This is a genomic window from Paenibacillus etheri (assembly GCF_001012825.1).
GTDB classification, from domain to species: domain Bacteria; phylum Bacillota; class Bacilli; order Paenibacillales; family Paenibacillaceae; genus Paenibacillus_AQ; species Paenibacillus_AQ etheri.
In genome coordinates, this window is the sequence record NZ_LCZJ02000013.1 from 39,600 (window position 1) to 65,262 (window position 25,663).

The following is a 25,663-nucleotide window of genomic DNA, read 5'->3' on the forward strand; positions in this document are numbered from 1 at the left end:
TTAATTAGCATCCTGTCCGGTTAGTGCTACCAAAGTTGTCATGCCTTCCTATTTGAAGCATATACATGTGGGGAGTAACATTTTGGGCTTATGCTCTGGGCCTGTCTCAGGGTTAGATTATGCCAAGAAGGAGGACATATCCCGTGTTTGATCAGTCCCACGGCTTGCGGTTTGATATTTATGAACGCATTCACCTATCGGAAGAGCTTCCGGGAATAGCTGAGCTGGAGGAGGTTGAACTACTTCCGGAAATCCAGGTGATTCAGCGGGAGGATCGTGCCGAGTTATATGGTCAGCTGTTGCTTACCGGACTCTACCGGAGTGAAGATGACCGAACACAGCGTCTGGAGCACGCCATTCCAGTTGAAATCACTGTTCCGCTTACACGCGTCAGCTCGATTGAAGATATTGGGGTGGAGATCGAGAATTTTGATATTGATCTGCTCACGATGCGCACTGTGAATATAACAGGCGTATTATCCCTGCGAGGAATCGGAGGTGCGGAGCCTCAACCACAACCGGCCTGGCAGCAGGAAGAGTACACAGTTGCCTATTCCCCTCTCAGTGATGACAGGGTAATCGAAGCATCTGCAGAGAACCAAGAACACGAAACTGATGCACTTTATGAAAATTCACAGTGGACCTTTGGTGAGGATGCATCGGAGGTTGCCGTGGAAGCACATGAGCATGCTGAAGCGAATGCAGACGCATCAGAGCCCTCACTGGTCTCAAGTGGAGCTGGTCAATCGTCCCCTATAGTTAATTTCTCATCCGCTCATGAGAAGGACAAGGGCGCGAAAGCTCGGACGCATAGTCTGGATTCGCAAACAGAGGATTCCAAAGCAGGAATAGCGGATTACTGGTTTAAAGCTGAGTCACAGAATGATTCAGCTGAGGCAGCTCAGCTGAATCAAGTTAGCCAGGCGAGTGAAGCGGATCAAGAGCAAGAAGCTGAATATATTTTTGCTTCTAGAGAAACCGCTGTTCCAGCAGCTAATGCTGATGTGGATCAGGACATTGCCGTATTCGCTTCAGAAAACGAATCAAACAATGAGCTTCATACACAAGAAGAGCATGCTCAGCCGATCAATGAGAATGCGAATGAAGTTTTTGTTTCTCAGGAGACAGTGCCACAGCTGGAGGAGAAACAAGATCTTAAGATTGCGCTAGGTAGTAAGAAAGAAGCAGAGGCTCCAGCAAAAGAACATCTTACCTTCTCTTCATTACTCAGCTCGAGTCGTTCCCGTAAAGAACAGGAAGCCCTCCTGTCTGAAGAAAATGTATCTGCTGCAGCCATCATTCCAGAGGCCGGAAATAATACGGAATGGAAGAGCAGATTCATTACCAGTGCAGATGGCGCTAACTTGTTCCGTAAGGTTCGCCTTTGCATTGTGCAGCGTGAAGAAACGCTGGATACAATCGCAGAGAAGTATCAGCTAAGTGCACGGGAACTGGGAATGTATAATCGATTGTCTGGGCAAAATGTAGAAGAAGGGCAAGTATTGTACATTCCGTAATTGAATTACAATGTGTACTCATATGAATAGGTGAATCCCGATCTGATTGTAGATCGGGATTTTTGTCAAAATATAAGAATATATAAGTTTCACGTTATACATTATCCTTATATTTCTCGAATAAACGCTTACCGTCCGTAAAAGGACGTAGAAGGCGTTTATTCTTGTGTGACCGGAGAACGTTAAATACGGGTCATCTAATCAACGCAGCGTGATGAATCGAATGAAAATTCGACATATGCATCCTATAAGTCGAAATTCCGCCCAAAGTCCTGCTGTAAAAGCCTATCCAGGTTGACTAGGGATGACTCAAAATGTATTATGGAGTAAGCAATATCTAAGTAAAGACTGGGAACGGGAAGAGTAGGCGGTCAGCCCTTCAGAGAGCGGAATGCAAGTGCTGTGACATTCCGTAGGATACAGCCACCGAAGTCGCCCCGGAGTCGCCCTTTTGAGCTTGTCTTCATAGGTATGAAAGATAAGTTAGGATGTGGCCGGTAGCAGCCGTTATCTGTACGAGTGTCGCGCTAAGCTTCTGAACCGTAGGGTGAGAGAAGTGTAGGTTTATTTTTCATTGGCGCGAAACAAAGGTGGTACCGCGAAAGAATGGCCTTTCGTCCTTTGAGACGAGGGGTCTTTTTGTTTTTTAGAAACCAACTACAAGTAACCAAGTGGAGGTATCAGAGAATGGCTGACCAAAACAATCTAACAGCGGCAGAGTTGCCGAATTTGCAAGATACAGCGGCAGACGCTGCCGCTGCAAATGATTCTAAGAACGAAATGCCAACAACGTATGATCCGAAATCGGCAGAAACCAAGTGGTATTCCTACTGGACAGAGGGTGGATATTTCCGTGCAGGCGGGCGTCCGGATGCAAAAGCATACAGCATTGTAATCCCGCCACCAAACGTAACGGGAATGCTGCACATTGGCCATGCGCTTGATTTTACGCTTCAGGATATCCTGATTCGTACGAAACGGATGCAGGGATTCGACACGTTGTGGCTGCCAGGTACGGACCATGCCGGTATCGCAACGCAGACAAAGGTAGAGCAAAAGCTGCGTGAGCAGGGAATTTCTAGACATGATCTCGGCCGCGAGAAGTTCCTAGAGCAGGTGTGGGAGTGGAAAGATAAATATGCGAACACCATTCATGAGCAGTGGGCTAAGATGGGGCTTTCCCTTGACTATTCCCGCGAACGGTTTACCCTGGATGAAGGGTTGTCGAAAGCTGTGCGCGAGGTATTCGTTAAGCTCTACAATAAAGGCTTGATCTACCGCGGTAAACGCATTATCAACTGGGACCCGGCGGCCCGCACGGCATTGTCGGATATCGAGGTTGAATATAAAGAAGTTAACGGTCACTTGTATCACCTTCGTTATCCACTGAAAGACGGTAGCGGATTTATAACAGTAGCGACCACACGTCCGGAGACGATGTTAGGCGATACGGCGGTTGCTGTTCATCCAGAAGACGATCGTTATAAAGATCTGATCGGCAAAACGTTGATCCTGCCGATTATTGGCCGTGAGATTCCGATTATCGCTGATGATTATGTAGACAAAGAGTTTGGTAGTGGTGCGGTTAAGATTACACCAGCACATGACCCGAATGACTTCGAGATGGGTCAACGTCACAACTTACCGCAGATTAACGTAATGGATGAGAGCGGTACGATGAATGAAGAAGCAGGACCTTACCAAGGTCAAGACCGGAGTGTATGTCGTAAGGCCATTACTGCTGACCTGAAGGAGCAAGGTGTGCTGATCAATATCGAAGATCATGTGCATCAAGTTGGCCACAGTGAACGCTCTGGAGCCGTTGTTGAACCCTACTTGTCCACACAATGGTTCGTGAAGATGCAGCCACTCGCTGAAGCTGCCATCAATGCACAGAAGGATGGGAACGGGGTTAACTTTGTACCGGACCGTTTCGAGAGAACTTACCTGAACTGGATTGAGAACGTACGTGATTGGTGTATTTCCCGTCAGCTGTGGTGGGGACATCGTATTCCAGCATGGTATTCCGAGTCTACTGGTGAATTGGTTGTGGCAAATGACGAGGAAGAAGCACGCCGGATCAGCGGTCTAACCGACTTGAAACAGGATGAAGATGTACTGGATACCTGGTTTAGCTCTAATCTGTGGCCTTTCGCCACACTAGGATGGCCAGATGAGAACAGTGCAGATTTCAAACGCTACTATCCGAATGATGTGCTCGTAACAGGCTACGATATTATTTACTTCTGGGTAGCGCGGATGATCTTCTCAGCTCTTGAATTTACCGGAGAAAAACCTTTCTCAGATGTATTAATGCATGGTTTGGTACGGGATTCCGAAGGTCAAAAAATGTCCAAATCACTCGGAAATGGCGTAGATCCCCTTGAAGTAATCGAGAAGTATGGCGCAGATGCAATGCGTTACATGATTTCTACCGGAAGTACAGCTGGACAGGATCTACGCTTCCGTTGGGAAAAGGTTGAGCAGGCGCGCAATTTCGCCAATAAGATCTGGAATGCATCACGCTTCGCGTTGATGAATTTGGAAGGCGTAAGTTTTGAGAATATTGACATTTCGTGTGAGCTAAGTACTGCTGATCGCTGGATTTTGCACCGCCTGAACGAAACTTCTCGTGAGATTACGCGTCTAATTGACTCGTACGAGTTCGGTGAGACCGGTCGCCAGCTGTACAACTTCATTTGGGACGATCTATGTGACTGGTATATTGAGTTCGCGAAGCTGTCACTTTACGGATCAGACGCCGCGGCCAAAGCGAAGACACAGTCTGTACTTGCCTATGTACTAGACCGCACAATGCGCCTGATTCATCCGTTTATGCCGTTTATTTCGGAAGAAATCTGGCAGCACCTTCCGCATGAAGGGGAGACAATTACCCTGGCTGCATGGCCGGAGTATGATGCTGCTCTGGAGAACCCGCAAGCGGTAGCGGAAATGAACCTGCTGATGGATGTAATCCGGGCTGTTCGTAATATTCGCGCTGAAGTGAATGTACCGATGAGCAAAAAGGTTGAATTGATCATCAAAGCGGGTAATGAAGAGACGCTGAGCATTATCACCCGTAACGACAACTACATTGGACGCTTCTGTAATACGTCTTCCTTCGAGGCTGGCCTGAATCCAGAAACACCGGATAAGGTAATGTCCGCTGTAGTAACAGGAGCAGAGCTGCTTCTGCCATTGTCGGGACTTATTGATATTGAACAAGAAATCGCTCGTCTGGAAAAAGAAGTAATGACGCTGAACGGCGAAGTAGAACGTGTGGAGAAAAAGCTGAGCAATCAAGGCTTCGTTGCTAAAGCTCCCGCTAAAGTTATCGAAGAGGAACGGGCGAAGCAGGCAGATTATTCTGCTAAACGTGAAAAAGTACTTGCCCGCATCGCAGAGCTGAGAGGATAAGAGACATGGATGACCTAAATCGGGGCGGAAGCACCGCCCCTCTTGCGACATATACCGAAGCGGTTGATTGGATCAAGAGCTTAATCCCTTTTGGGATTCGACCTGGTTTAGATAGAATTCAGATGTTGATGGACAAGCTAGGAAATCCGCACCGTCGTTTGAAATTTATTCATGTGGCAGGTACGAACGGCAAAGGTTCAACTTGTGCTTTTTTGACTAGTGCACTTATACAAAGCGGCTATTCAGTAGGGACCTTTACGTCTCCGTATATTACAAAGTTCACGAACCGGTTCCAATATAATAATACGGACATCTCTGAAGAAACGCTTGTCGAGCTGGTTAACCAATTGCGTCCACTAGTCCAAGAAATTTCGGAAACGGAGTTTGGCTCACCTACGATGTTCGAGGTAACTACAGCTGTGGCTATTCTATTTTTTGCGGGCGTCTCTTGTCCTGATGTTGTCGTATGGGAGACCGGGCTTGGGGGAAGGCTGGATGTAACGAATATCGTGACTCCGATTGTTTCTGTGATTACTAATGTTGGTCATGATCACATGGATATTTTGGGAGATACGCTAGAGAAGATAGCCATGGAGAAAGCCGGAATTATTAAAACGGGCGTGCCTGTTGTTAGCTGCGTAACCCAGCCGGAAGTCGTAGCGGTTTTGAAAGAGAAAGCAGCGGCTTGCCGCTCTACTCTTTATCTTGCCGGAGAAGATTTTAGCTATGAGGCTAATGGAATCCGTGAGGATGTGCAGACTTTTCATTTTAAGGGTCCCTTTCGTTCGCTTGAACTTGGGATCGTAATGAAAGGCGAGCATCAGATTAGCAATGCGGCAGCTGCCATGATGGTGCTTGAGGTTCTGCGTCAGTATATGGCCTTTATGCTTGAGGATGAAGATATGCTTGAAGGTTTACGCCACGCATTCTGGGCTGGAAGGCTGGAAGAGGTAAGCAAGTCTCCAAGGATTGTACTGGACGGAGCACATAATCCGGAAGGTGCGGAGAGTCTTGCAAAAAGCCTGCCTCAGCTCTATCAATACGGTAAATTAAATTTACTTATGGGAATGCTGTCAAATAAGCATCATGAATCCTACTTTAAGCATATACTGCCTATAGTGGATACGCTCATCCTGACCGAACCGGATTTCCAGAACAAAATGGATGCGGAGAATTTGCAAGTTATCGCAGAAAGTCTGCGGGAGAAATATGCCAAGGAAAACTTGGCAATCATAGTAGAACATAATTGGGGAAAAGCGCTGCAGCTACTGAAGTCGATTACAGCGGAGGATGACCTTGCCGTCGTATCTGGTACGCTGTATTTAATCTCTGACGTACGCGGTACACTTTTGCAGCAACCCGATACTGAAAAAGGCTGGTGACGACTGTTGGATACTACTGAACGTGTGCATTTTATAGGGATCGGCGGCTACGGAATGAGCGCGATTGCCCGGGTAATGCTAGAAATGGGATATACAGTTACGGGCTCCGATGTGGCTGCCCAAGAATTAACGGATAAATTGATTGCTAAAGGTGCCAAGATTTATATCGGGCATACAGCAGAACAAGTAAAAGGCGCGGATCTAGTCGTATACTCTACGGCTTTGTCTAGTGATAATGTGGAATGGGTGGAAGCTGAGCGTCTTAAGATTCCAATTCTGCATCGTTCACAAATGTTAGCCCGTTTATTGAATGAACGTAAAGGGGTAGCCGTTGCTGGAGCACACGGAAAAACTACCACCTCCTCCATGATTGCACTTGTGATGGAAGAGTGCGAGGTTGATCCAACGTATATTATCGGTGGAGAGATTATGAATGTGGGTACGAATGCAAAGGCGGGACAAGGTGAGTTTGTAGTAGCGGAAGCGGATGAGAGTGATGGCTCTTTCCTGCACTATCACCCTTGGCTTGGGATCGTTACAAATGTTGAAGCGGATCACTTGGAAAATTACGACGGAGATTTTAACCGTCTTAAGGCTGCATACGTGCAGTTCATGAACCAAACGCGCGAAGATGGAACTGCTATAGTATGTGCTGATGATGAGAATGTGATTTCTCTTTTACCTGAAGTAACAGGTAAGGTGATTACTTATGGCATCAAGTCGAACACTGCAGATTATATTGCCACTGATATTGTTCTAGGCGATCGTCAGGTATCGTACACGATGAATCATAATGGAGAAGTGCTTGGACATATTGAACTTTCAGTTCCTGGACAGTACAATCTTTATAATTCAATGGCAGCGGTAATCGCTTGTTTGAAATCAGGGATTTCTTTCGAGAAAATCGCTGAAGCGATTGTGAAATTCCATGGTGCGAAGCGCCGTTTTCAAGTGCTCGGAGAAGTCAATGACATTCTGGTCATTGATGATTATGCACATCACCCTACCGAGATTCAGGCAACGATCAGTGCTGCGAAGGCTACGGGAAAACGGATTATTGCGGTATTCCAGCCTCAGCGCTATACACGTACTTTCTTCCTGTTAGATGCTTTCAGCCGTGCCTTTAGCGAAGCCGACGAAGTCATCATCACCGATATTTACTCTCCGGCTGGAGAGAAACAGATCGAAGGAGTTACTTCTGCGAAGCTGGTTGAGCTTATCGTTAAGAACAGTAATGCGGGCGCGAGACATCTGCCAACCAAAGAAGATGTTCTAGCTGATCTTACACCTCGTATTGCTCCAGGTGATCTGGTGATTACGATGGGCGCAGGCGATATCTGGAAGGTCGGATACGCACTGGCAGACGGTTTAAAGAAGAAGCATTAAGTTTACAAGTTGAGGCTAATTCGAGGATATTTATATTCTCTATTCAATAGCACTTCCCCCTAATTTCGTTCAGATCATCTATTTGTTTATCTGAAGGGAGCTTAGGGGGAAGTGTTTTTTGGTATTGCTAACGTATTTACTGATATAGTTATAAAGTGCTATAGTGCTGTCAGTAGAGGATTGATTTTTCAACGTATATTTGGGGTCCCCACAAAGTACCTGATTACGCATCGAAGCAAAGCCGCACTTTGTGGGGATATTTTCGCATAGGTGGTGACATATGAGCTCCCTGCTTGACATTAGGACGCTAATATATCTATTTATTTTTGGCAATTTATTTATGCTGCTGTTGATAACCAATTATCGAAGTACCGCTGTTAAAGATATAGCCTCTACATTATTCATCCGATCGAAGCAGGTACAGCTCCTCTTTTGGTGTTCGATATTAATGTGGGATTATCTTCCTCACGCACTGTCCATTCCGCTTAGCAATGCTCTGATCCTTGGGGGATGCTGTCTGGAAATTACAGCGTTACTGCTTATGATGGGAGTACTGGGACCAAGAATAAAGCGATATTACATCATCCTTTCGGTATTGAGCACCATTAGTTTTAGTATCATCGCATTATTTTTTAATCATTCCAACTTGCGCATCGCTTGTAATTCACTTTGGTCTATACTATTTATAGTTTATCCAGCTTATCATCTAACTGTGAATAAAAGGGCTACCCCTCTTCAAAAAATATTGGGCGTATTATTTTATGTATTTGCAGCGATTATGCTGATGCGGGCACTTGTCGCATTGATTTGGGAGCCCGAGATGAATGTGTTCTCAACAAGTCTTACGCAATATTTGTATTATCTGGGGATGTATTTATTATTTATTGTGGGGGCTGCCGGTTTTATTCTACTCTCTAATGAGCATTCCTATGTCAAACTAAAAAGAATAGCCAGTTATGATGATTTGACGGGGATCCTAAACCGTGGGGCATTTCTTCAGGAAGCGGAGATAAAGCTTGAAAAGGCAGTTCGAGGGCAGGAGTACTTCTCATTTCTGCTATTGGATTTGGATCATTTTAAAGAGGTCAACGATACATATGGTCATGATACTGGTGACAATGTTCTGGAAGAATTCGCATCAACGATTAAAGATCATCTCGGAAATGGTGATTTGTTTGGCAGACTAGGGGGCGAGGAATTCGCAGTCATACTCTGTGGGCTAGATGAACTAAGCTGCGACCAGAAAGCTGAAGCGCTTCGCGAGGCGATAATGAATGCTCCCACTCCTAAGATCCCACAGGGATACACAGTTAGTATAGGTGTAATTACGATCATGCCAGATCAGGACATCTCGATAAATAAGTTGTACAAGCTAAGCGACAAGGCGTTATATCAGGCCAAACAAGAGGGAAGAAATAGAGTCATCAGATACCGATATATATACTGAGAGTCAGGAATACTTGGGAGGTGAACTTCACTCATATGCATCTGGATCTCCAGACACTGCTGGTATGTCTCTTTTTATGGCAATCGTTCACGGTGCTGCTTATCGTGGTATATCGTTTACGTTACGCGCAGGAACAGACGTATTCATTGTTTATCACAGCGAAATATTTACAATTAGCAGTCTTGATCCTTTTATTGCTGAAGGATTTTATAAATTCGCCACTTAGTCTACCGATCATAGTGCTTCTTGCCTTGGCTGGAGGTACGTTCGAAAGCTTGGCGCTTCTGATGCTTCTCAGAGTATTCGGAAGTAAAGTTGAGAAATATTATTTTTTATTATTCGGAGTATCAATTATCGTTGTGGCGCTGATGTATTTGTTAAGGCAAGAGGATTCATCCGTTATAGCCGTCGCTTGCATGGCTGGAGCCTTGATTATAGCCTACCCTGCTTATATTTTATGCTTGAAGGTTATGGAGACTTCGCTACAAATAATAATGGGATTGCTATATATTATTGTTATCTTATCGTTGGCGGGGAGAGCTTTGGAACCGCTGTATTCCGTGTTAGAAATCAATACACAAGTGTCACAATTCCTTTATTTGATTGTTTATCTCGGGATTTATTTGTATGTATTTTTAGGAACCGCTGGGATTATGCTGCTTTATAGAGAGGATTCCTTTGCAGAAATGGAGCGGGTTGCAACTTATGATGAGTTGACAGGTATTTTGAACCGTAGGTCGTTCGTTCTGCGTGCTCAGCCTTTAATAGCTGCTTCAGCGATGAAGAAGCTGCCTTATTCTTTTATACTGCTGGATGTGGATCACTTTAAGAGCATAAATGATACTTACGGTCATAATATAGGAGACCAAGTACTAACTGATCTGGCGTCAAAAATAGAGCAACAGCTTGGCCATGGTGATTTGATCGGAAGATTTGGGGGAGAAGAGTTCGCAGTGCTCCTGCACAAAGCCGATGAAAAAAGCAGTGATGTTATTGCTGAAGGAATGCGCACAGCCGTTATAGGTTCAGTGATTCATGGTGTACCGCTGCATTACACGATAAGTATAGGAGTCATCACGATAGAATCAGGCGAACGTTTTTCTTTAAATAATCTCTACAAACTTTGTGATAATGCATTGTATCAAGCTAAGAAAAAGGGTCGGAACTGTGTCGTCAGAAGCTACGAAAATATAAAAGTGTCTTCCTTTCGTCATTAGATGGGGAAGACACTTTTTTGCTTGCATAAGGAATAGTTCATAATACCTAACGAGACAAAGGTTTTTTGTATAAAAACTTCATGTTCATGTATAACTGGAAAAAGAGTTTTTTGGATTCAATTATCAAAAAAATGGCGATTTATAAAGCTTTATCGCAATGAATTTCGAATAAGGAATGAAAATGTATAATAAATTTAATATTCTCCCTATAAATCGACAAAATTTTCATATGAAATGAGTTACTATTGAACTGCATCTAAAGTTGCAGTGATAAGCGGAGAGGATTAATACAAGAATGCAAGGAGCCAGAGTCATGCGAGAAAGAATGCTGTTCCTATCAGCCCAGAATCAAAGCGCAGAGGATCTAGAAGGAGAAATGAGAACAGGGAGTATTCTCGAGATTTTGCTTGGGAAATTTGATATTGATTTGCTGACTTATGCCAGTACGCACAAGGATATGTCTACAGATGAAGGAGCTGCACTAACGGTTCATTACATTAACGGGTGCATTACCTCATGGAGATCCATGCTGCGTCCCTTACATATATTACGGAATTTCACTAATCGGAGTCATGCGGATAAAGACATGAAGAGTACCATCATGGAACTTTGTAGATCGAATAATTACAGACATGTATTTATATCGCATAGCTTGCTGGGAAATTGCATTGATATGGTTCGTAATCTACTTCCTGAGGCCAGTGTTATTACAGATACGTATCGTTTTGAGAGCGGGCTTGCCGTTGGAAAAGAAATTGGGAAACCAAGCAGCAGTAATCCTTATTATAAACTAAATGAGGCTTTGGTTCGGCGGAATAAGCGAAGACTAATGAATAAAACGGGTGTACTCTTAGCAACCTCGGAATGGGATGCCCTTTCATTCAAATCTTTATCCTTTGCGGATGCTCGTAAGGTCCATGTCGTTCCTCATTTCATAAAAATGAATGAATACGACGCTTTTACCGAGCCTGTTGCAAAAGAAAATTCAATGGTTCTGCACTGGAATATGAACACCAGACAGGGAATTAAGGCTACTCAAAGCTTCTTTAAGAAGAGCTACCCTTTGATTAAAGAACAAGTGCCTGATATCAAGTGTTACATCACCAGTCATGAGGTTCATAGGGAAGTGTTGACGCTTGTAAAAGATGATGTATCGGTCATTATCACTGGACCTTTGAAACCGTCTGCTGATTATATACGTCGTGCTAAAGCGGTTCTTGTGCCTATCCTTGAAGGCTGTGAAGTCTCCAGAAACATTCTGGAATCATGGGCACTCAAAACGCCGGTGGTTACTAGTTCTACGATATGTGAGCGATTGAATTGTGAGCATAACCGTAATATTTTGCTTGCTAACACCTCAGTTGATGTCGTTGCTAGTGTAATAACGCTATTAAAGAATCCCGAGATGGCCACTATTATCGCTGATCGGGCGCATCGCACACTGTTGAAGGATTACGAAGTGAATTATGTGAAGAATAAGATTCTTAGTCTTGTATAAAAGGTACGCCCGAGAAGGCTGTGCCAGCTGTATATAAAAAACCCGCGAGGACGTTTTAGGGTCCTACGCGGGTTTTTTTATTCTTGTATGATTTTACAGCAGGTTGCGGCGCAATTCTTCCGGAGATTTCGGAGACAACATTCCAAGTGGAATATCGAATACTGTACGCGCTCCGCTCTGTCCTTCTTGACTCATACGCTGAGCGGCTCTGGCATACGCCACGAGAACACTAGCTGTAAATTCTGGATTGCTCTCCAGCTTCAGGCCGAATTCAACAATCTGCTTCGTACCTTCCCCTGTTACACCACTGCGAATAACAAACCCGCCGTGCGGAATTCCGCTATGCTGAGCTGCCAATTCTTCTTCAGTGATGAAAGTAACCGTAGTATCATAATCTGCAAAATAGTTCGGCATATTCACGATTTCTTCGCGAATGCGTTCTTGATCTGCCCCTACCTCAGCCACTACAAAACACTCTCTGAGGTGCTTTTGGCGAGTGGTAAGTTCTGGTGTTTCGCCAGCGCGAATGGCCTCAATCACCTCTTGTACTGGAACGGTATATTGTACACCAGCTTTAACTCCATCTACTCTGCGGATCGCATCGGAGTGGCCTTGGCTCACGCCTTTGCCCCAGAAAGTGTATTCTTTACCTTGGGGAAGAATCGCTTCAGCGAGCAGACGATTCATTGAGAATAAGCCTGGATCCCAGCCAGTAGAAATTACGCTGAGTGTTCCACCTTGTTTAGCTGCGGCGTCAACGGTCTCGTAGAACTCGGGGATTTTGGCATGAGTATCAAAGCTGTCCACGGTATTAAACATCCGGGCAATGGCTGGCGTTTGTTCTGGCAGATCGGTAGCCGATCCTCCACATAGAATCATAACATCCACTTTACCCTTATATTGTTCGACGGCAGAGATGTGTTCGAACTTCACACCGGCTTCTCCGGCTTCCAGTTGTCCAGGTTCTCTGCGCGTAAAGATCGCAACTAGCTCGATATCTTCACTTTGGTTGATAGCCTTACGCACACCTTTTCCTAAATTTCCGTAGCCTACAATAGCTGCTTGAATTTTTTGTTTCAGAAGAAGCCCTCCTAATCAGTAGTGAACTAAAGCATCATTTCTAGCTTACCTAGTATAGTGTACACTTTTAGCTCTTTTTATATAGTATATAAAAGGTACATGTAATGTAAACTGAATCTGCATAATCTTTCATAATTTCAATGGCTTAAAAGTAGCATATCTCTCTATTGTCTATCATATATTTTCTTATAGATTAGATGAGGTGAGGTGTAACTGTTGAATAACGGAAGAATGACATTCCGATTTGACGTGAACAAGGACGAGCCTAAACCAAAGCCTAAAGTGGTTGAGCGCTGGTCAAATGGCGGATTGGGCACAGCTGAAGAGTACGCTGAGGGACTGCGTCAAGAGGCAGGTCCAGCACAGCAAACATGGCTTTATGAGCCCGATGTTCGTTCTACACGTGAGGCACCACCGGAAGATTCCTATGACTATTACTCGGGTACTGTAGATCCACGTCAGGAAGAATGGGACGAACAGGATAAGGATTTTAGATATACACAGCAATCGTATCTTCTGTCAGATATGGTATCGGATAACAGAGATAAATTAGAAAATGTATCCACTGGCAATTATGAAGGCTCCTATCATACTCGGCGTCCTTCGTATTGGTGGAAGTTAGCTCTTTCTGTTACGGGAGCCATCGGCACAGGGGTGCTGCTTGGCTATGCTGCACTTTCTTTTTTTTACGGAGGGAATATGGACAGTAGCTCTGGAAACGGAATAGCAGATATGGCGGCTACTCAGTCTAGTGGAGCTAAAGATCCGGCTGGTGCAGGTACATCTGGATTGCCGGTTACAGGGACTGAAAATGCCGGGAAGAATAGTATTCCGGTTCAAGTAGCTGCACAAAGCTATTATCTGCTGCAGTACGGAGTATTCAGTACGCCCACAGGCGCTGAAGAGGCTCGCCAGGAGCTGTTAACCGCAGGTTTGGCCGCTGGGATGGACCCTGCTGACGGCAATCGTGTGTACGCTGGAATATCATCTGATCGTGAACAAGCCAAGCTACTAAGCAGCGGTCTAAAGAATCAGGGCATAGAGCTGTATGTGAGAGAAGTAGCACTTCCTGGGGCAGAACAGCTTGTCTATACCGGTAATGCAGAGGAAGTGAAGAACTACTTCTCTGTGAGTGGACAGCTGCTCAGTGAACTTAGCAGTCAATCAGCTTCTCTACTTAGCGCTGGCCAAACAAGTACGACAGCAAATACTCCCGCTGTGGTTGATCTTCACCTGCAATGGAGTGAAGCCGTCAAAGTGCTGGAGCAAGGTGTAACTCCTGAAGCCAAAAGCATTTGCGCAGCGCTAGAGAAATCTATGAGCCAAGGGATATCAGCATGGAGTGAATATAACAAGAACAAGGCTCAAGGCCTCCTTTGGGAAGTGCAAGAATCAATGCTGAGCTTTTTGACTAGCCAGAAACAGCTACTATCTGCAATGAATTAACCGATAGATTGGTGACTCTTTAGACAGCAAGCCTCCGGATGTTGGGGGCTTGCTGTTTTGGTGCGATGGAGGAAAATATACCTAAATAACATAAACTATAATGGATACAGAGGATGGTATCACTCCGCAACTTTTAGTGCAAATGGTGGTAAACATTACCGTAGGGGATTTTACGTTTGTATTGATCACAATTTCACCGTATAATAATTAGGGTGTCAAAAAATGGCGAGGGAAGACTGAGATGAAGAAGAAAAATGTAGGAACACTGCTGTTATTTCTAATTCTAGGCTGGCTGGCTGGAGCCTGGATCGCCAAGCTACTGCAGCCGGTAAAGGCTCTTTCTTTTCTAACAACATCGACTGTGCTTAAGTGGTCTCCGCGAGCCGATTTGGACATCATAACCTATGACATCACTATTCATTTGAAATTGTGCATGCTAAGTCTCATCGGTATTATTACAGCTGTATGGCTGTACCGAAGACTGTAACTCTCGTTACTGATCAAGAAGGGACGTTTACAACGTGGACAACTCACAACTCATTATTTTAGCCTCAGGTTCACCGCGTCGACGAGAGCTTTTGTCTTTACTGGGCTTGCCTTTTGAGGTCATTACCAGCGAAGCTGACGAAAGCACACCACCGGACTTTACGCCGGAGCAAATCGTGCGCAGTTTGGCTTTGCGTAAAGCAGAGGCCGTAGTGGCTGCAGCAGGAGAGCGTAACGCAGTAATCGTTGGTAGTGATACGATTGTTGTGCTAGATAACACTGTGCTAGGCAAACCGGTGGATGAGCTGGACAGCAAATCGATGCTTACCAGACTTCAGGGCCGAAATCATAAGGTATACACGGGTATAGCCTGTATCGGACTTCCGCATGGAAAGACTATAGTGGAGCACCGTGTTACTTCCGTAACGATGAGAGCAATGACTGAGGATGAAATTGTTGCTTATATAGCTACGGGAGAGCCCGCTGATAAGGCTGGCTCTTATGCGATACAAGGGCTTGGCTCCACTTTGGTGGAACGAATTGAAGGCTGTTATTTCAATGTTGTCGGATTGCCGCTGTCGCTTCTTGGCGAAATGCTGTCCGAGTTCGGTATAACTGTATTGAACCGGTAGGAAGCTTGGGAAAGAGGGATAGGGATGGAGTCGCGATCAGTTATGCTGCGGGACCTCCCCCATGAAGAACGACCAAGAGAGCGCATGATGCATTATGGGGCGGAATCATTAAGTCAAGCGGAGTTGTTAGCCATTCTGCTGCGTACGGGAACACGCCGTGAATCGGCTATTCATATTGCACAGCAGATGCTGGGGAAAATCGGTGGCCTGCGTGGGCTAGTTGATCTTAGCATCGAAGAACTGACCGAAATCAAAGGTATCGGCCCTGCCAAGGCCGTGCAATTAAAAGCAGGCATCGAACTTGGAAGACGCCTCGCGAACTCCAGGTTTAACATGCCGGTCATTATCCGTTGTCCTGAGGACGCTGCGGAGATTCTGACCGAGCAATTGCGTTATTTGCAGAAGGAGCATTTTGTATGCCTGTTTCTGAATACGAAAAATCACGTGATTGGACAAGAAACGTTGTCTATGGGCAGTCTAAACGCTTCGATTGTTCATCCTCGCGAGGTATTCCGAGCAGCTATAAAATGTAGTAGTGCCTCTATCATATGCGCACATAATCATCCTAGTGGTGATCCAACGCCTAGTCCGGAGGATATCTCCTTGACCTCAAGACTGCTTCAGGCAGGCGAGATTGTCGGGATTGACGTGTTAGATCATCTGATTATTGGGGATAGCAGCTTTGTTAGCTTGAAAGAAAAAGGACACATGTAATATAAATGTGAAGATTTACTTAGGAAAAGGAGAATTAGCATGTTGGGTAGTTTTACGAAAGATTTAGGAATTGACTTGGGGACAGCGAATACGCTTGTCTATGTACGCGGTAAGGGGATTGTCGTAAGAGAGCCTTCCGTTGTAGCCATTAACACTGACACTAAGACGATTGAAGCCGTGGGTGAATCCGCTAAAAAAATGATCGGACGTACACCGGGAAACATCCGTGCGATCCGTCCGATGAAGGATGGCGTTATCGCTGATTTTGATACAACGGCTACGATGATTAAATATTTTATTCGTCAAGCACAGAAACAGCGTTCCATGTTCCAGCGTCACCCTAATGTAATGGTCTGCGTACCATCCGGCATTACTGCTGTAGAGCAACGTGCCGTAGAAGATGCTACTAGACAAGCTGGTGCTCGCGAAGCTTATATTATCGAGGAACCTTTTGCTGCAGCGATTGGTGCAGATCTACCGGTATGGGAGCCTACAGGAAGTATGGTTGTTGATATCGGCGGAGGTACAACAGAAGTTGCTGTAATTTCACTCGGCGGTATTGTTACTAGTCGTTCCGTACGCGTTGCGGGTGATGAAGCGGATGAGTCCATCATTCAATACATCAAACGTCAATACAATCTGATGATTGGTGAACGAACTTCGGAACAGCTTAAAATGGATGTGGGTTCTGCTCTTCCGCTTGAGAAGGCTGAGACCATGGAAATTCGCGGACGCGATCTCGTAACAGGTTTGCCAAAGACGCTTACAATCACTTCCGATGAGATCTGTGAAGCGTTGTCCGACACTGTGAGTTCAATAATTGAAGCTGTTAAAGTAACTTTGGAAAAATGTCCACCGGAGCTCGCAGCAGATATTATGGATCGCGGGATTGTCTTGACAGGTGGAGGCGCCTTGCTTCGTAACTTGGACAAGCTGCTTGCACGTGAAACTGGAATGCCAGTTATTGTCGCTGAGAACCCTCTGGATTGTGTAGCTATTGGAACAGGAAAGGCGCTTGATAATATCCATTTGTTCAAGAGTCGCAGCAGTTCCAGTCTTCGCTCTAAGAGATAAGCCTATGTATTGCCACTTGTGTAAGTCAACCCCTGTTATGGGAGAAATACTGTTGTTAGAGGGTGTTGAAACTGTTTAAACTCTTAAGCAATAAACGTTTGTTTATTCTGTTGATTACACTGGTGCTGTTCATTGTGGTGATGGGCTTCAGTTTGGCATCAAGGAGCAAATTGTCCTGGCCGGAGAATTTTCTTAGAGATACGACTGGTTTCGTGCAAAAAATGTTCTACAAGCCCGCTGGATATGTAGCGGGCTTGTTTGAAGATATCGGAAATCTGAAAGATCTTGCTAAGGAAAATGAGGAGCTGAAGATTCTAGCCGCCCAATACGCACGTGATAAAGCCCAGTATAACTTCATTCAGGCACGGAATGATTCGTTGGAGGAAAAATGGAAGTTTACTGAAGAACAGAAGAAATTGTATAAATATGATTATCATATAGCGCAGGTAATAAGCCAGACTACAGAACCAAGCAATAGTACGATTGTAATCGATTTAGGTTCAAAAGATGGCGTTAGACCAAATATGTCCGTAATTTCTGTTGAAGGTTTGGTGGGCGTTATAAGCCAGGTCAGCAATTTCACTTCTACTGTGAAGCTTATGACCATGATGGATACCAATGATCCTAATTCCCAGCCGCCTATTGCGGCAACTGCCTTAAATAAAGAGGGGAAGTCTTTTGGTATGATTGAGAGCTATAATCCAAAGACAAATAGAATGCTGATGACTAAAATTCCACCGGGCGATCCGATTGCAAAGGATGATGTAATTGTTTCCTCCGGTATTGGGGGATTGTATCCGCGAGGATTGACCATCGGTACGGTTGATAGCGTTGAGGTTGGTGAATTTGGATTAACCTCTACAGCAGTGATTAAGCCTTCAGCAGAATTTCAGGACTGGAAAGAGCTGATTGTTGTTTATACGGAGGAGCGTGCTGAATAGTGAATATGCGCAGATCTGTTCTTGTTCTGCTACTGTTCCTCTTGTTTATTCTGGAGGGAACCATTCTGCCTTGGCTAATTCCAGATGTTTGGCAGATGCGAATTATTCCGAATCTGGTGTTCGTTGTACTATTGTTCGTAGCTGTATATCATCATCGCCATACAGCGCTTATTCTGGGACTATCTTTCGGAATATTACATGATGTCGTTTTTTATGGCAGAATTCTAGGAGCACATTCTTTTGCGATGGGTCTGTCGGCGTATTTAATCGGCCTTCTGTTTCAGACTCCACGTGCTCCACTGCCTCTTATGATGACTGTGATTCTGCTCGGAAGCTTGCTAGAGGATAGTGTGTTATTTGGTATTTATAGTGTATTCAAACTCAATCAGGAGCCCTATAGCTGGGCGATTTTGGATCATATGCTACCAACGATGCTCTTTCATTTTGCTATCGCTCTGATCCTCTACATACCGGTACGACGCCAGCTTGAGCTGATCAAGAAAGAGAAGAGTACGGAAGAAGCGGCATAAAGAAGCTTCTATTTTCTTTCTTTATAAAGCAGGAATTTAAGGGGCCCGGCACGAATGAATGAGGATAGGGGGCCAGGCATATGACAGTAAAATCCAAGCATGTAAGGATTAAGGGCATCAAGGATGGCCTGATATTCCTGCTAGACGACAAGTGTCCCTTCGAAGATCTTCTGAGCGAGCTTCGCTATAAGCTGGAGCACAGCCATCAAAATATTTTGACTGGACCGATTGTGCATGTGGACATTAAGCTGGGCAATCGTCCCGTAACTGAGGAAGATAAGGAAGCTGTGCTGGAGATTCTGAAAGGACAGGGAAACCTACTGATTCGTTCCATAGAGGCGCTTCCAGTGCCCGGCAGTGAGGATAATGACGCGTTGTATCTAATGAGCGGGATTCTTCGTTCCGGTCAGGTGCTGCACCATGATGGAAATCTTTTATATCTGGGGGATGTGAACCCAGGAGGAACTATAACCTGTTCAGGCGATATCTATATTCTAGGATCACTTAGAGGTATGGCGCATGCTGGAGTAGATGGGAATGAGGAAGCGATTATCGCTGCTTCATTAATGTCTCCAACACAACTGCGAATTGCTGATATTATTAGTCGTCCTCCTGATGAGTGGGAAACCCGTGAAAGCAGTATGGAGTTTGCATATTTAACGAACGGAGCTATGCAAATCGATAAAATTCATAATTTAGTCAAAGTACGTCAGGATTTAAATGTGTTTAAAGGGGTGTAGCCTCCATGGGAGAAGCGATAGTCGTAACCTCGGGTAAAGGCGGAGTTGGCAAAACAACCACAACAGCCAATATTGGAACCGCACTTGCACTGCAGGGTAAAAAAGTATGTCTCGTCGATACCGACATTGGACTGCGTAATCTGGATGTAGTAATGGGGCTTGAGAATCGTATTATTTATGATCTTGTGGATGTAGCGGAGGGTCGTTGTCGCCTAAATCAAGCACTCGTTAAAGACAAACGCTTTGATGAGTTGTATATGTTGCCTGCGGCTCAAACGAAGGACAAAACGTCCGTCACTCCTGAACAAGTAAAAGATATCATTCTCGAACTGAAGAAGGAATATGAATATATTCTGATTGATTGTCCAGCTGGGATTGAACATGGCTTCCGCAATGCGATTGCCGGTGCGGATAAAGCGATCGTGGTTACCACACCAGAGCATGCTGCTGTGCGGGATGCGGATCGTATTATCGGACTGCTTGAACAGTCGCATGTGGAATCGCCAAAGCTGGTGGTAAATCGTATTCGCCCAGGTCTTGTGAAGTCTGGGGATATGCTTGATATTGAGGATATTTTACAGGTGCTGAATATTGATCTTATCGGAATTGTTCCGGATGATGAATTGGTCATTAAGGCCGCAAATAGTGGAGAACCTACAGTTATGAATCCTGATTCGTCAGCCGCTATTGCCTACCGCAATATTGCACGTCGAATTTTAGGTGATGCTGTACCGCTAATGCAGCTTGATCGGAAACCGGGAGCATTTAAGAAATTCAAGAAATTTTTCGGTATGGCTTAATTTTGCACCAGGCAATCTTACTATAGAAGCATAAACGGTCCCACCACTAGAGAGATCTATGGGTGGGATTTATTTATTTAGTGGCATTTAAGTGCTCCACCTTGGGTGGGCTTGTTCTAAAGAGACTTCCGTGCTTCATAAAATGGAAGTAAAACAAGCCCGTCCGGAGGGATAAATATGGATCTCAAATCAGATATCAAGAACCGCCGCAAGGAGCGTATTCGTAGTTTGCTGGAGGAAATCCCAGATATAGAAACAGCGGAGGTGCCTCCGCTATTCGTTATGCCCGAAAAAAGTACGAGCTTCAAGGAGTGGGGCACGGGATTTAAGAGGAATGAGGAGCAATCCTCGATAGAGCCTGATCCAGAAGTGATGTGGAAAGAGAGACGTGGGGGCTGGGAGGAACCTGGTGGAGGAGGTTCTAATTTCTCTGCCGGTTTTATTCGTCGGGTTGTAGCCAGTGTGCTTGTGTTTGGAGCGGTGTGGGGAGTTTTTGCGGTTCACCAGCCATGGTCCTATAAAGTTCAAACTTTTATTAGTGATGCCTTGAGCAATGACATGGATTTCACAGCAGTTCGGGTATGGTATGAGGAAAACTTTAATGGTGCACCGGCGTTCATTCCGATATTTGGTGACAAAGATGAACCTGCTCAGAAGGCAGCAGCGCATCATGAGCTTAGTGCTCCGGTAGCTGGAAGCATAATTCAACCCTTTGCTTCCACGCTAAAAGGTGTAGAAATTATGCCTCAAATCGATTCAACATCAAATGTGACGGTGAAGAGTATAGACATGGGACGCGTTCTTTCTATCTCCAAAGAACTGGACGGTGGCATTCGAATTGCGGTTCAACATTCTGGAGGAATCACAGCAGAATATGGACATTTAAATGGTACCAAACTGGAGATTGATGACTGGATTCAGAGTGGAGATGAACTCGGTTGGATGCTGGAGAAAGAGGGCACCTCAGCTCCAACGCTGTTTTTTGCCGTGATAAAAGACAAGACTTATATTGATCCTACAGAAGTGGTATCGTTTGATTAGGATCTTAGGGATCGATTTGTCACTACATCCATTGTTCGTAATCATCATGTTGTTCTCTGTACTCACAGGACAATTTCTGGAGTTGCTTACTTTATTTACGATCGTCCTCATTCATGAAATAGGACATGTGGTGGCTGCCCTTCTAGTTGGTGTTACAGTTAAATCGGTTCAGCTTCTTCCGTTTGGCGGAGTTGCGGTTATTGAGGATCATGGGCGGCTCACCGCTAGTCGTGAGATTGGGATTGCACTTGCCGGCCCGCTGCAAAATGGAATCATGATTGTTATGGCTCTTGGGCTTCAGCAAGCAGGTTATGGCAATCAGGAATTTTTAATCTATTTTATAAATGCTAATGCAATTATTGCACTCTTTAATCTATTGCCTGTTCTGCCACTTGATGGAGGCAAAGTACTTCAAGCTACAGTAAGTTTATTTCTTCCTTATTACTATACTTTGCTGTGGAGCGGACGAGTAAGTGTTGCTGCAAGTATTCTTGTGATTGTTTATGCGCTACTGCCCCTTGGAGCGGGTGGAGGCTTGAGGCTGAATATGGTTATGATCGGTGCTTTTCTATTGTATTCAAATCTCACGGATCATCGGAATTTACCGTACCGATTCGTTGCATTTTTGATGAATAGGGAGGCTGTTTATGAGTATCATTTGCGGACAGGAAGTGTGGCTCGTCCAATTGTTGCCTTATCGGCGAAACCTTTAGATGCTATCTTGCGTCTATTTAAACGTAATCAATATCATTTTATCTATGTATTAAACGGCAAAGGAAATGTTGTTGCTGTTGTGCCGGAACAGCGCTTAATATCTACTTACTTTGGAATGTAGTGTATTTATGCTGAGAGTGAGAAGGGATCAAGGAATGAACGAAACCAGAGGTGAAGCCATGAAACAGATGATCGTTCACTGCACGCAGCACATTACCCGAATGGCTCTTCTGGAGAACGGAAGGCTTGTGGAGTACGCGGCTGAACGCGATCAGCAGCAAGGGCTGGTCGGAAGTTATTATAAAGGCCGTGTGATTAACGTACTTCCAGGTATGCAGGCTGCTTTTGTTGACATTGGACAGAAGAAGAATGCTTTTTTATATGTTGATGATGTATTGCATCCTCATTTGGATAAACAGCCGGATGTGAAGCCCTCTATCGAGACACTTTTGCAGCCTGGTCAGGATATTGTTGTACAAGTAAGAAAAGAGCCTAGTGGAGGCAAGGGTGCGCGTGTAACGACCCATTATACATTGCCTGGTCGTTGGATGGTGTACATGCCCTTTGCAGATTATGTCGGGGTATCCAAAAAAATAAGTCGCGATGCAGAACGTAGCCGGCTCAAAGGAATTGGTGAACGTCTGCGGATGAAAGAAGAAGGGCTTATTATGCGGACCGTCTCACAGGATGAGCCACATGAAGCGGTGGAAGGTGATCTTTCATTTTTACGTGCGCAATGGGATAACATTACACGTCGGGCGCAAACCTCAGAAGCTCCGGCTCTGTTGCATCGTGATCTTAGTATTGTTCAACGCTTCATAAGAGATGCATTTAATCCACAGCGAGATCAGTTGATTATAGATTCTCCAGCAGCAGTTAAAGAAGCCACGGCATTTCTGGATGACATGGCACCTGATGGGTACAAGCCTGTAAGTTTGTATAATGGATCGGAGTCCATTTTTACAGCCTATGGGGTTCAGGAACAGCTGCACAAGAGTTTCAGTCGCAAGATCACGCTCGAGGGCGGAGCAACAATGATCTGGGATGAAACGGAGGCGCTCACCGTTATTGACGTTAACACCGCGCAATACATTGGGGGAGCATCGCTTGAAGAGACGGTGACGAATACTAATTTGCTTGCAGCAGAGGAGATTGGTCGTCTAATCCGTTTACGAGATACGGGCGGAATCATTATTGTCGATTTTATTGATATGGAAGAAGAAATACACCGTAAAATGGTTACCGAGCGGCTGGAGAAAGTGATCTGCAAGGATCGAACCAAAACACATATTCTGGGTTGGACAAGACTTGGACTCCTCGAGATGACCCGTAAGAAGGCAAGACATGATTCAGCCAGCTTCGCACCTATCCTTTGTCAGTGCTGCGGAGGAACTGGGAAAGTTGGACAATGGATGGAATGAGTTGACGATAGGCGATAAGTATGATAATATCTTCAAGTATGTGTTTGATTCATTCAATCCTGCACATGCTGTAACCGCTCCGATCGGGTACATAAGTGCAGTTCCCACGGGAATCTGCCACCTAGACTAGGCGAGTCTGAGACATGAGGAGGTGCAAGTAAAATGTATGCAATTATCGAAACTGGCGGTAAACAATACAAAGTCCAAGAGGGCGATGTTTTGTTCATTGAGAAGTTGGAAGCTGAAGACGGCGCAAGTGTAACTTTTGACCGTGTATTGGCTGTTTCTAACGAAGGTGGTCTGACTGCAGGAGCTCCACTCGTAAGCGGCGCGTCTGTAACAGCTAAAGTCGAGAAACATGGTAAAGGCGCTAAGGTTGTAGTTTACAAATACAAACCTAAGAAGAACTACCACAAGAAACAAGGCCATCGTCAACCGTACACGAAAGTAACTATCGAGAAGATTCAAGCGTAAGAAGGTGCGTGAATGATTAACGTACGGATTACACGATCTTCGGATCTAGGGACTATCGTTGGCTTTGAGGTAAAAGGGCACGCGGGTTATGCAAAGCGTGGCGAAGATATCGTATGTGCCGGAGTTTCGGCCGTAACGGTTGGAACCGTCAATTCGATTGAGACTTTGACCGGAATCTCCATGGATACATCCATGAAGAACGGATTCCTAAGTGGAACATTAAGTTCCATTCATGATTTCGATACTTCCACGAAGGTGCAATTGCTGCTTGAATCCATGGTCGTGATGCTAAATGATATCGCAGAATCATACGGAAAGTATCTTCAAATAGAGCAAGTAAATATTTAAAGAAGGAGGTTGACAACATGTTGAAATTGAATCTTCAATTGTTCGCATCGAAAAAAGGTGTAGGTTCCACAAAGAACGGACGGGATTCCCATTCCAAACGTCTTGGCGTGAAACGTGCTGACGGTCAAGCAGTAACCGGCGGTAACATCTTGGTTCGTCAACGCGGAACAAAAATTCACCCAGGCACTAACGTAGGCATCGGTAAAGATGATACGTTGTTCGCATTGGTGGATGGCGTAGTGAAGTTCGAACGTTGGGGCCGCGATCGCAAAAAAGTGAGCGTATACCCAGTTGATGTCGCTCCGGTAGCAGCGGCACTGGAAGCGTAAGCTTACGGAACCATATTTGCATGTAGAAGCCTCCGGCATGAGTGCCGGAGGCTTTTTTGTAGAATATTCAGAATCGTTAGTGAAACCTATTTGAGCACTTTAGAAACGTGTACCTTCAGAGTTTTAAGAAAGCATAAACATCCTTAGACATATGTGAAATTCTCATAGTTATCTCTGGTGAACTACAGGGAACTGCTGTGTTATACTAGGAAATGGTAATTGATGAGAGCAATAATCTAAACGAAGTCATGAATTTTGCGAACTGAGGGACGGGGAGAAAGAATGAAATCCTGGAAATGTGCAATCTGGGCAGTCATGTTATCCGTATTGCTTCCTTTAGGACTCGTGTATTGGCATACCTCACTTTTGACATGTCTGTTGCTTGGGATTTGGGTAGCGGTAACGGTTGCTTTCAGTTTGATTTGGAATCAGCGTCATTGGGAACGGGAACTGCGTATACAAGAGAACACTCTGCAACAGGCGGCGATTCGGACACTGAATCATCATCGACATGATTGGATGAATGATTTGCAGATTCTTTACGGATATATTCAGCTTGGAAAGCCTGATAAATCTGTGGAGTGTGTGGAAAGAATAAAGGAACGCATAGCACTTGATAGTCGTATCGCTAAGCTGGGCATTCCTTCATTGGTCTTCTTTATCCAATCTTTTCGAACTTACCAGACTAGTCTGGAACTGGAAGTTCAAGTGGAGGAAGGATTGCAGCTGGAGGACAAGCTAAACCGGGAAGCAGGAGATGAGCTGACTTCAGTGATTATGCAGACCGTACGGGCTTATCAATATAACGGACTGGCTCCTCAGGGTGAAACACGAAAGCTGCGTCTTGGCTTTATTCAGGATGGAGGAGACATTCTTATCTCCTTCGAAGGTGAGGGAGAGCATGGTAATCCCGAGCAGCTCAAAGGGCAAATTTATAATATAGTACAAGGGAAAATCATGAAAGCGGAGCAGTTTAAGCCCAGCAAGGCTTATGTAGAGCTGCGTTTGCCGCTTGAAATGTGAGGAAGG

25 protein-coding genes and 2 other annotated features are annotated in these 25,663 nt (G+C 45.0%); of the genes, 24 read left to right on the forward strand and 1 reads right to left on the reverse strand.

Going from position 1 to position 25,663, the window contains the following annotated elements:
- Nucleotides 1-143: 143 nt before the first annotated feature.
- From UQ64_RS01890 to UQ64_RS01920, 7 genes are all read left to right on the forward strand, one after another.
- A complete protein-coding gene (locus UQ64_RS01890) occupies nucleotides 144-1,517 on the forward strand; it encodes a LysM peptidoglycan-binding domain-containing protein (RefSeq protein WP_060621858.1) in 1,374 nt (457 codons plus the stop codon).
- A 341-nt stretch (nucleotides 1,518-1,858) separates the two neighbouring features.
- Nucleotides 1,859-2,142: a binding site (T-box leader), on the forward strand.
- Between the two features lie 155 nt (nucleotides 2,143-2,297).
- Nucleotides 2,298-4,934 (forward strand): valine--tRNA ligase, encoded by a 2,637-nt coding sequence (locus UQ64_RS01895; RefSeq protein WP_060621888.1) that lies wholly within the window; start codon nucleotides 2,298-2,300, stop codon nucleotides 4,932-4,934.
- A gap of 5 nt (nucleotides 4,935-4,939) precedes the next feature.
- A complete protein-coding gene (locus UQ64_RS01900; protein WP_060621859.1) occupies nucleotides 4,940-6,316 on the forward strand; it encodes a bifunctional folylpolyglutamate synthase/dihydrofolate synthase in 1,377 nt (458 codons plus the stop codon).
- Nucleotides 6,317-6,322: 6 nt separating this feature from the next.
- The gene (gene murC / locus UQ64_RS01905; protein WP_060621860.1) at nucleotides 6,323-7,702 is read left to right on the forward strand and encodes a UDP-N-acetylmuramate--L-alanine ligase; all 1,380 of its coding nucleotides are present in this window, start codon (nucleotides 6,323-6,325) and stop codon (nucleotides 7,700-7,702) included.
- Between the two features lie 280 nt (nucleotides 7,703-7,982).
- A complete protein-coding gene (locus UQ64_RS01910; protein WP_060621861.1) occupies nucleotides 7,983-9,149 on the forward strand; it encodes a GGDEF domain-containing protein in 1,167 nt (388 codons plus the stop codon).
- A gap of 35 nt (nucleotides 9,150-9,184) precedes the next feature.
- Nucleotides 9,185-10,366 (forward strand): GGDEF domain-containing protein, encoded by a 1,182-nt coding sequence (locus UQ64_RS01915; RefSeq protein WP_060621862.1) that lies wholly within the window; start codon nucleotides 9,185-9,187, stop codon nucleotides 10,364-10,366.
- Nucleotides 10,367-10,679: 313 nt separating this feature from the next.
- Nucleotides 10,680-11,864: a glycosyltransferase gene (locus UQ64_RS01920; RefSeq protein ID WP_060621863.1), complete on the forward strand. Its 1,185-nt coding sequence runs from the start codon at nucleotides 10,680-10,682 to the stop codon at nucleotides 11,862-11,864.
- Between the two features lie 93 nt (nucleotides 11,865-11,957).
- Here UQ64_RS01920 and UQ64_RS01925 read toward each other — a convergent pair whose 3' ends face one another.
- Nucleotides 11,958-12,944 (reverse strand): diaminopimelate dehydrogenase, encoded by a 987-nt coding sequence (locus UQ64_RS01925; protein WP_060621864.1) that lies wholly within the window; start codon nucleotides 12,942-12,944, stop codon nucleotides 11,958-11,960.
- Nucleotides 12,945-13,160: 216 nt separating this feature from the next.
- On the opposite strand from UQ64_RS01925, the gene UQ64_RS01930 reads away from it, so the two are divergent.
- The 17 genes from UQ64_RS01930 to UQ64_RS02005 all read left to right on the forward strand — a co-directional run bounded on the left by UQ64_RS01930 (nucleotide 13,161) and on the right by UQ64_RS02005 (nucleotide 25,657).
- Entirely contained in the window at nucleotides 13,161-14,390 is a 1,230-nt protein-coding gene (locus tag UQ64_RS01930; protein WP_060621865.1) for an SPOR domain-containing protein, read from the forward strand.
- Nucleotides 14,391-14,631: 241 nt separating this feature from the next.
- On the forward strand, nucleotides 14,632-14,877 hold the full coding sequence (locus tag UQ64_RS01935; RefSeq protein WP_060621866.1) for a DUF4321 domain-containing protein: 246 nt from the start codon (nucleotides 14,632-14,634) through the stop codon (nucleotides 14,875-14,877).
- Nucleotides 14,878-14,911: 34 nt separating this feature from the next.
- A complete protein-coding gene (locus tag UQ64_RS01940; protein WP_060621867.1) occupies nucleotides 14,912-15,508 on the forward strand; it encodes a Maf family protein in 597 nt (198 codons plus the stop codon).
- Nucleotides 15,509-15,532: 24 nt separating this feature from the next.
- Complete coding sequence (radC, locus tag UQ64_RS01945) at nucleotides 15,533-16,222, forward strand: RadC family protein (protein WP_060621868.1); 690 nt, start codon at nucleotides 15,533-15,535, stop codon at nucleotides 16,220-16,222.
- Nucleotides 16,223-16,261: 39 nt separating this feature from the next.
- Nucleotides 16,262-17,296 (forward strand): rod shape-determining protein, encoded by a 1,035-nt coding sequence (locus UQ64_RS01950; protein WP_042191174.1) that lies wholly within the window; start codon nucleotides 16,262-16,264, stop codon nucleotides 17,294-17,296.
- 62 nt (nucleotides 17,297-17,358) lie between these two features.
- On the forward strand, nucleotides 17,359-18,237 hold the full coding sequence (gene mreC / locus UQ64_RS01955) for a rod shape-determining protein MreC (protein WP_060621869.1): 879 nt from the start codon (nucleotides 17,359-17,361) through the stop codon (nucleotides 18,235-18,237).
- Nucleotides 18,237-18,767, forward strand: coding sequence for a rod shape-determining protein MreD (gene mreD / locus UQ64_RS01960; protein WP_082650949.1), 531 nt, complete (start codon nucleotides 18,237-18,239; stop codon nucleotides 18,765-18,767). Before mreC ends, mreD begins: the two co-directional genes overlap by 1 nt.
- 80 nt (nucleotides 18,768-18,847) lie before the next feature.
- Nucleotides 18,848-19,507 carry a septum site-determining protein MinC gene (gene minC, locus UQ64_RS01965; RefSeq protein WP_060621870.1) on the forward strand — a complete coding sequence of 220 codons (660 nt, stop codon included), beginning with the start codon at nucleotides 18,848-18,850 and terminating at the stop codon, nucleotides 19,505-19,507.
- 5 nt (nucleotides 19,508-19,512) lie between these two features.
- Complete coding sequence (gene minD, locus UQ64_RS01970; protein WP_042130573.1) at nucleotides 19,513-20,307, forward strand: septum site-determining protein MinD; 795 nt, start codon at nucleotides 19,513-19,515, stop codon at nucleotides 20,305-20,307.
- 177 nt (nucleotides 20,308-20,484) lie between these two features.
- Entirely contained in the window at nucleotides 20,485-21,348 is an 864-nt protein-coding gene (locus tag UQ64_RS01975; RefSeq protein ID WP_060621871.1) for a M23 family metallopeptidase, read from the forward strand.
- Nucleotides 21,341-22,183, forward strand: a complete 843-nt coding sequence (locus tag UQ64_RS01980; protein WP_060621872.1) for a M50 family metallopeptidase — start codon at nucleotides 21,341-21,343, stop codon at nucleotides 22,181-22,183. Before UQ64_RS01975 ends, UQ64_RS01980 begins: the two co-directional genes overlap by 8 nt.
- Nucleotides 22,184-22,241: 58 nt before the next feature.
- The gene (locus UQ64_RS01985; protein ID WP_060621890.1) at nucleotides 22,242-23,483 is read left to right on the forward strand and encodes an Rne/Rng family ribonuclease; all 1,242 of its coding nucleotides are present in this window, start codon (nucleotides 22,242-22,244) and stop codon (nucleotides 23,481-23,483) included.
- Complete coding sequence (locus UQ64_RS30610) at nucleotides 23,464-23,613, forward strand: hypothetical protein (RefSeq protein WP_156417424.1); 150 nt, start codon at nucleotides 23,464-23,466, stop codon at nucleotides 23,611-23,613. Before UQ64_RS01985 ends, UQ64_RS30610 begins: the two co-directional genes overlap by 20 nt.
- Nucleotides 23,546-23,631 (forward strand) — a sequence feature (ribosomal protein L21 leader region). (Overlaps the previous gene by 68 nt.)
- Before the next feature lie 14 nt (nucleotides 23,632-23,645).
- A complete protein-coding gene (rplU, locus tag UQ64_RS01990; RefSeq protein ID WP_060621873.1) occupies nucleotides 23,646-23,957 on the forward strand; it encodes a 50S ribosomal protein L21 in 312 nt (103 codons plus the stop codon).
- 12 nt (nucleotides 23,958-23,969) lie between these two features.
- Nucleotides 23,970-24,305 (forward strand): ribosomal-processing cysteine protease Prp, encoded by a 336-nt coding sequence (locus tag UQ64_RS01995; RefSeq protein WP_060621874.1) that lies wholly within the window; start codon nucleotides 23,970-23,972, stop codon nucleotides 24,303-24,305.
- 17 nt (nucleotides 24,306-24,322) lie between these two features.
- A complete protein-coding gene (gene rpmA, locus UQ64_RS02000; RefSeq protein ID WP_042130564.1) occupies nucleotides 24,323-24,634 on the forward strand; it encodes a 50S ribosomal protein L27 in 312 nt (103 codons plus the stop codon).
- A 282-nt stretch (nucleotides 24,635-24,916) separates the two neighbouring features.
- A complete protein-coding gene (locus tag UQ64_RS02005; RefSeq protein WP_060621875.1) occupies nucleotides 24,917-25,657 on the forward strand; it encodes a Spo0B domain-containing protein in 741 nt (246 codons plus the stop codon).
- The last annotated feature ends 6 nt before the right edge of the window (nucleotides 25,658-25,663 follow it).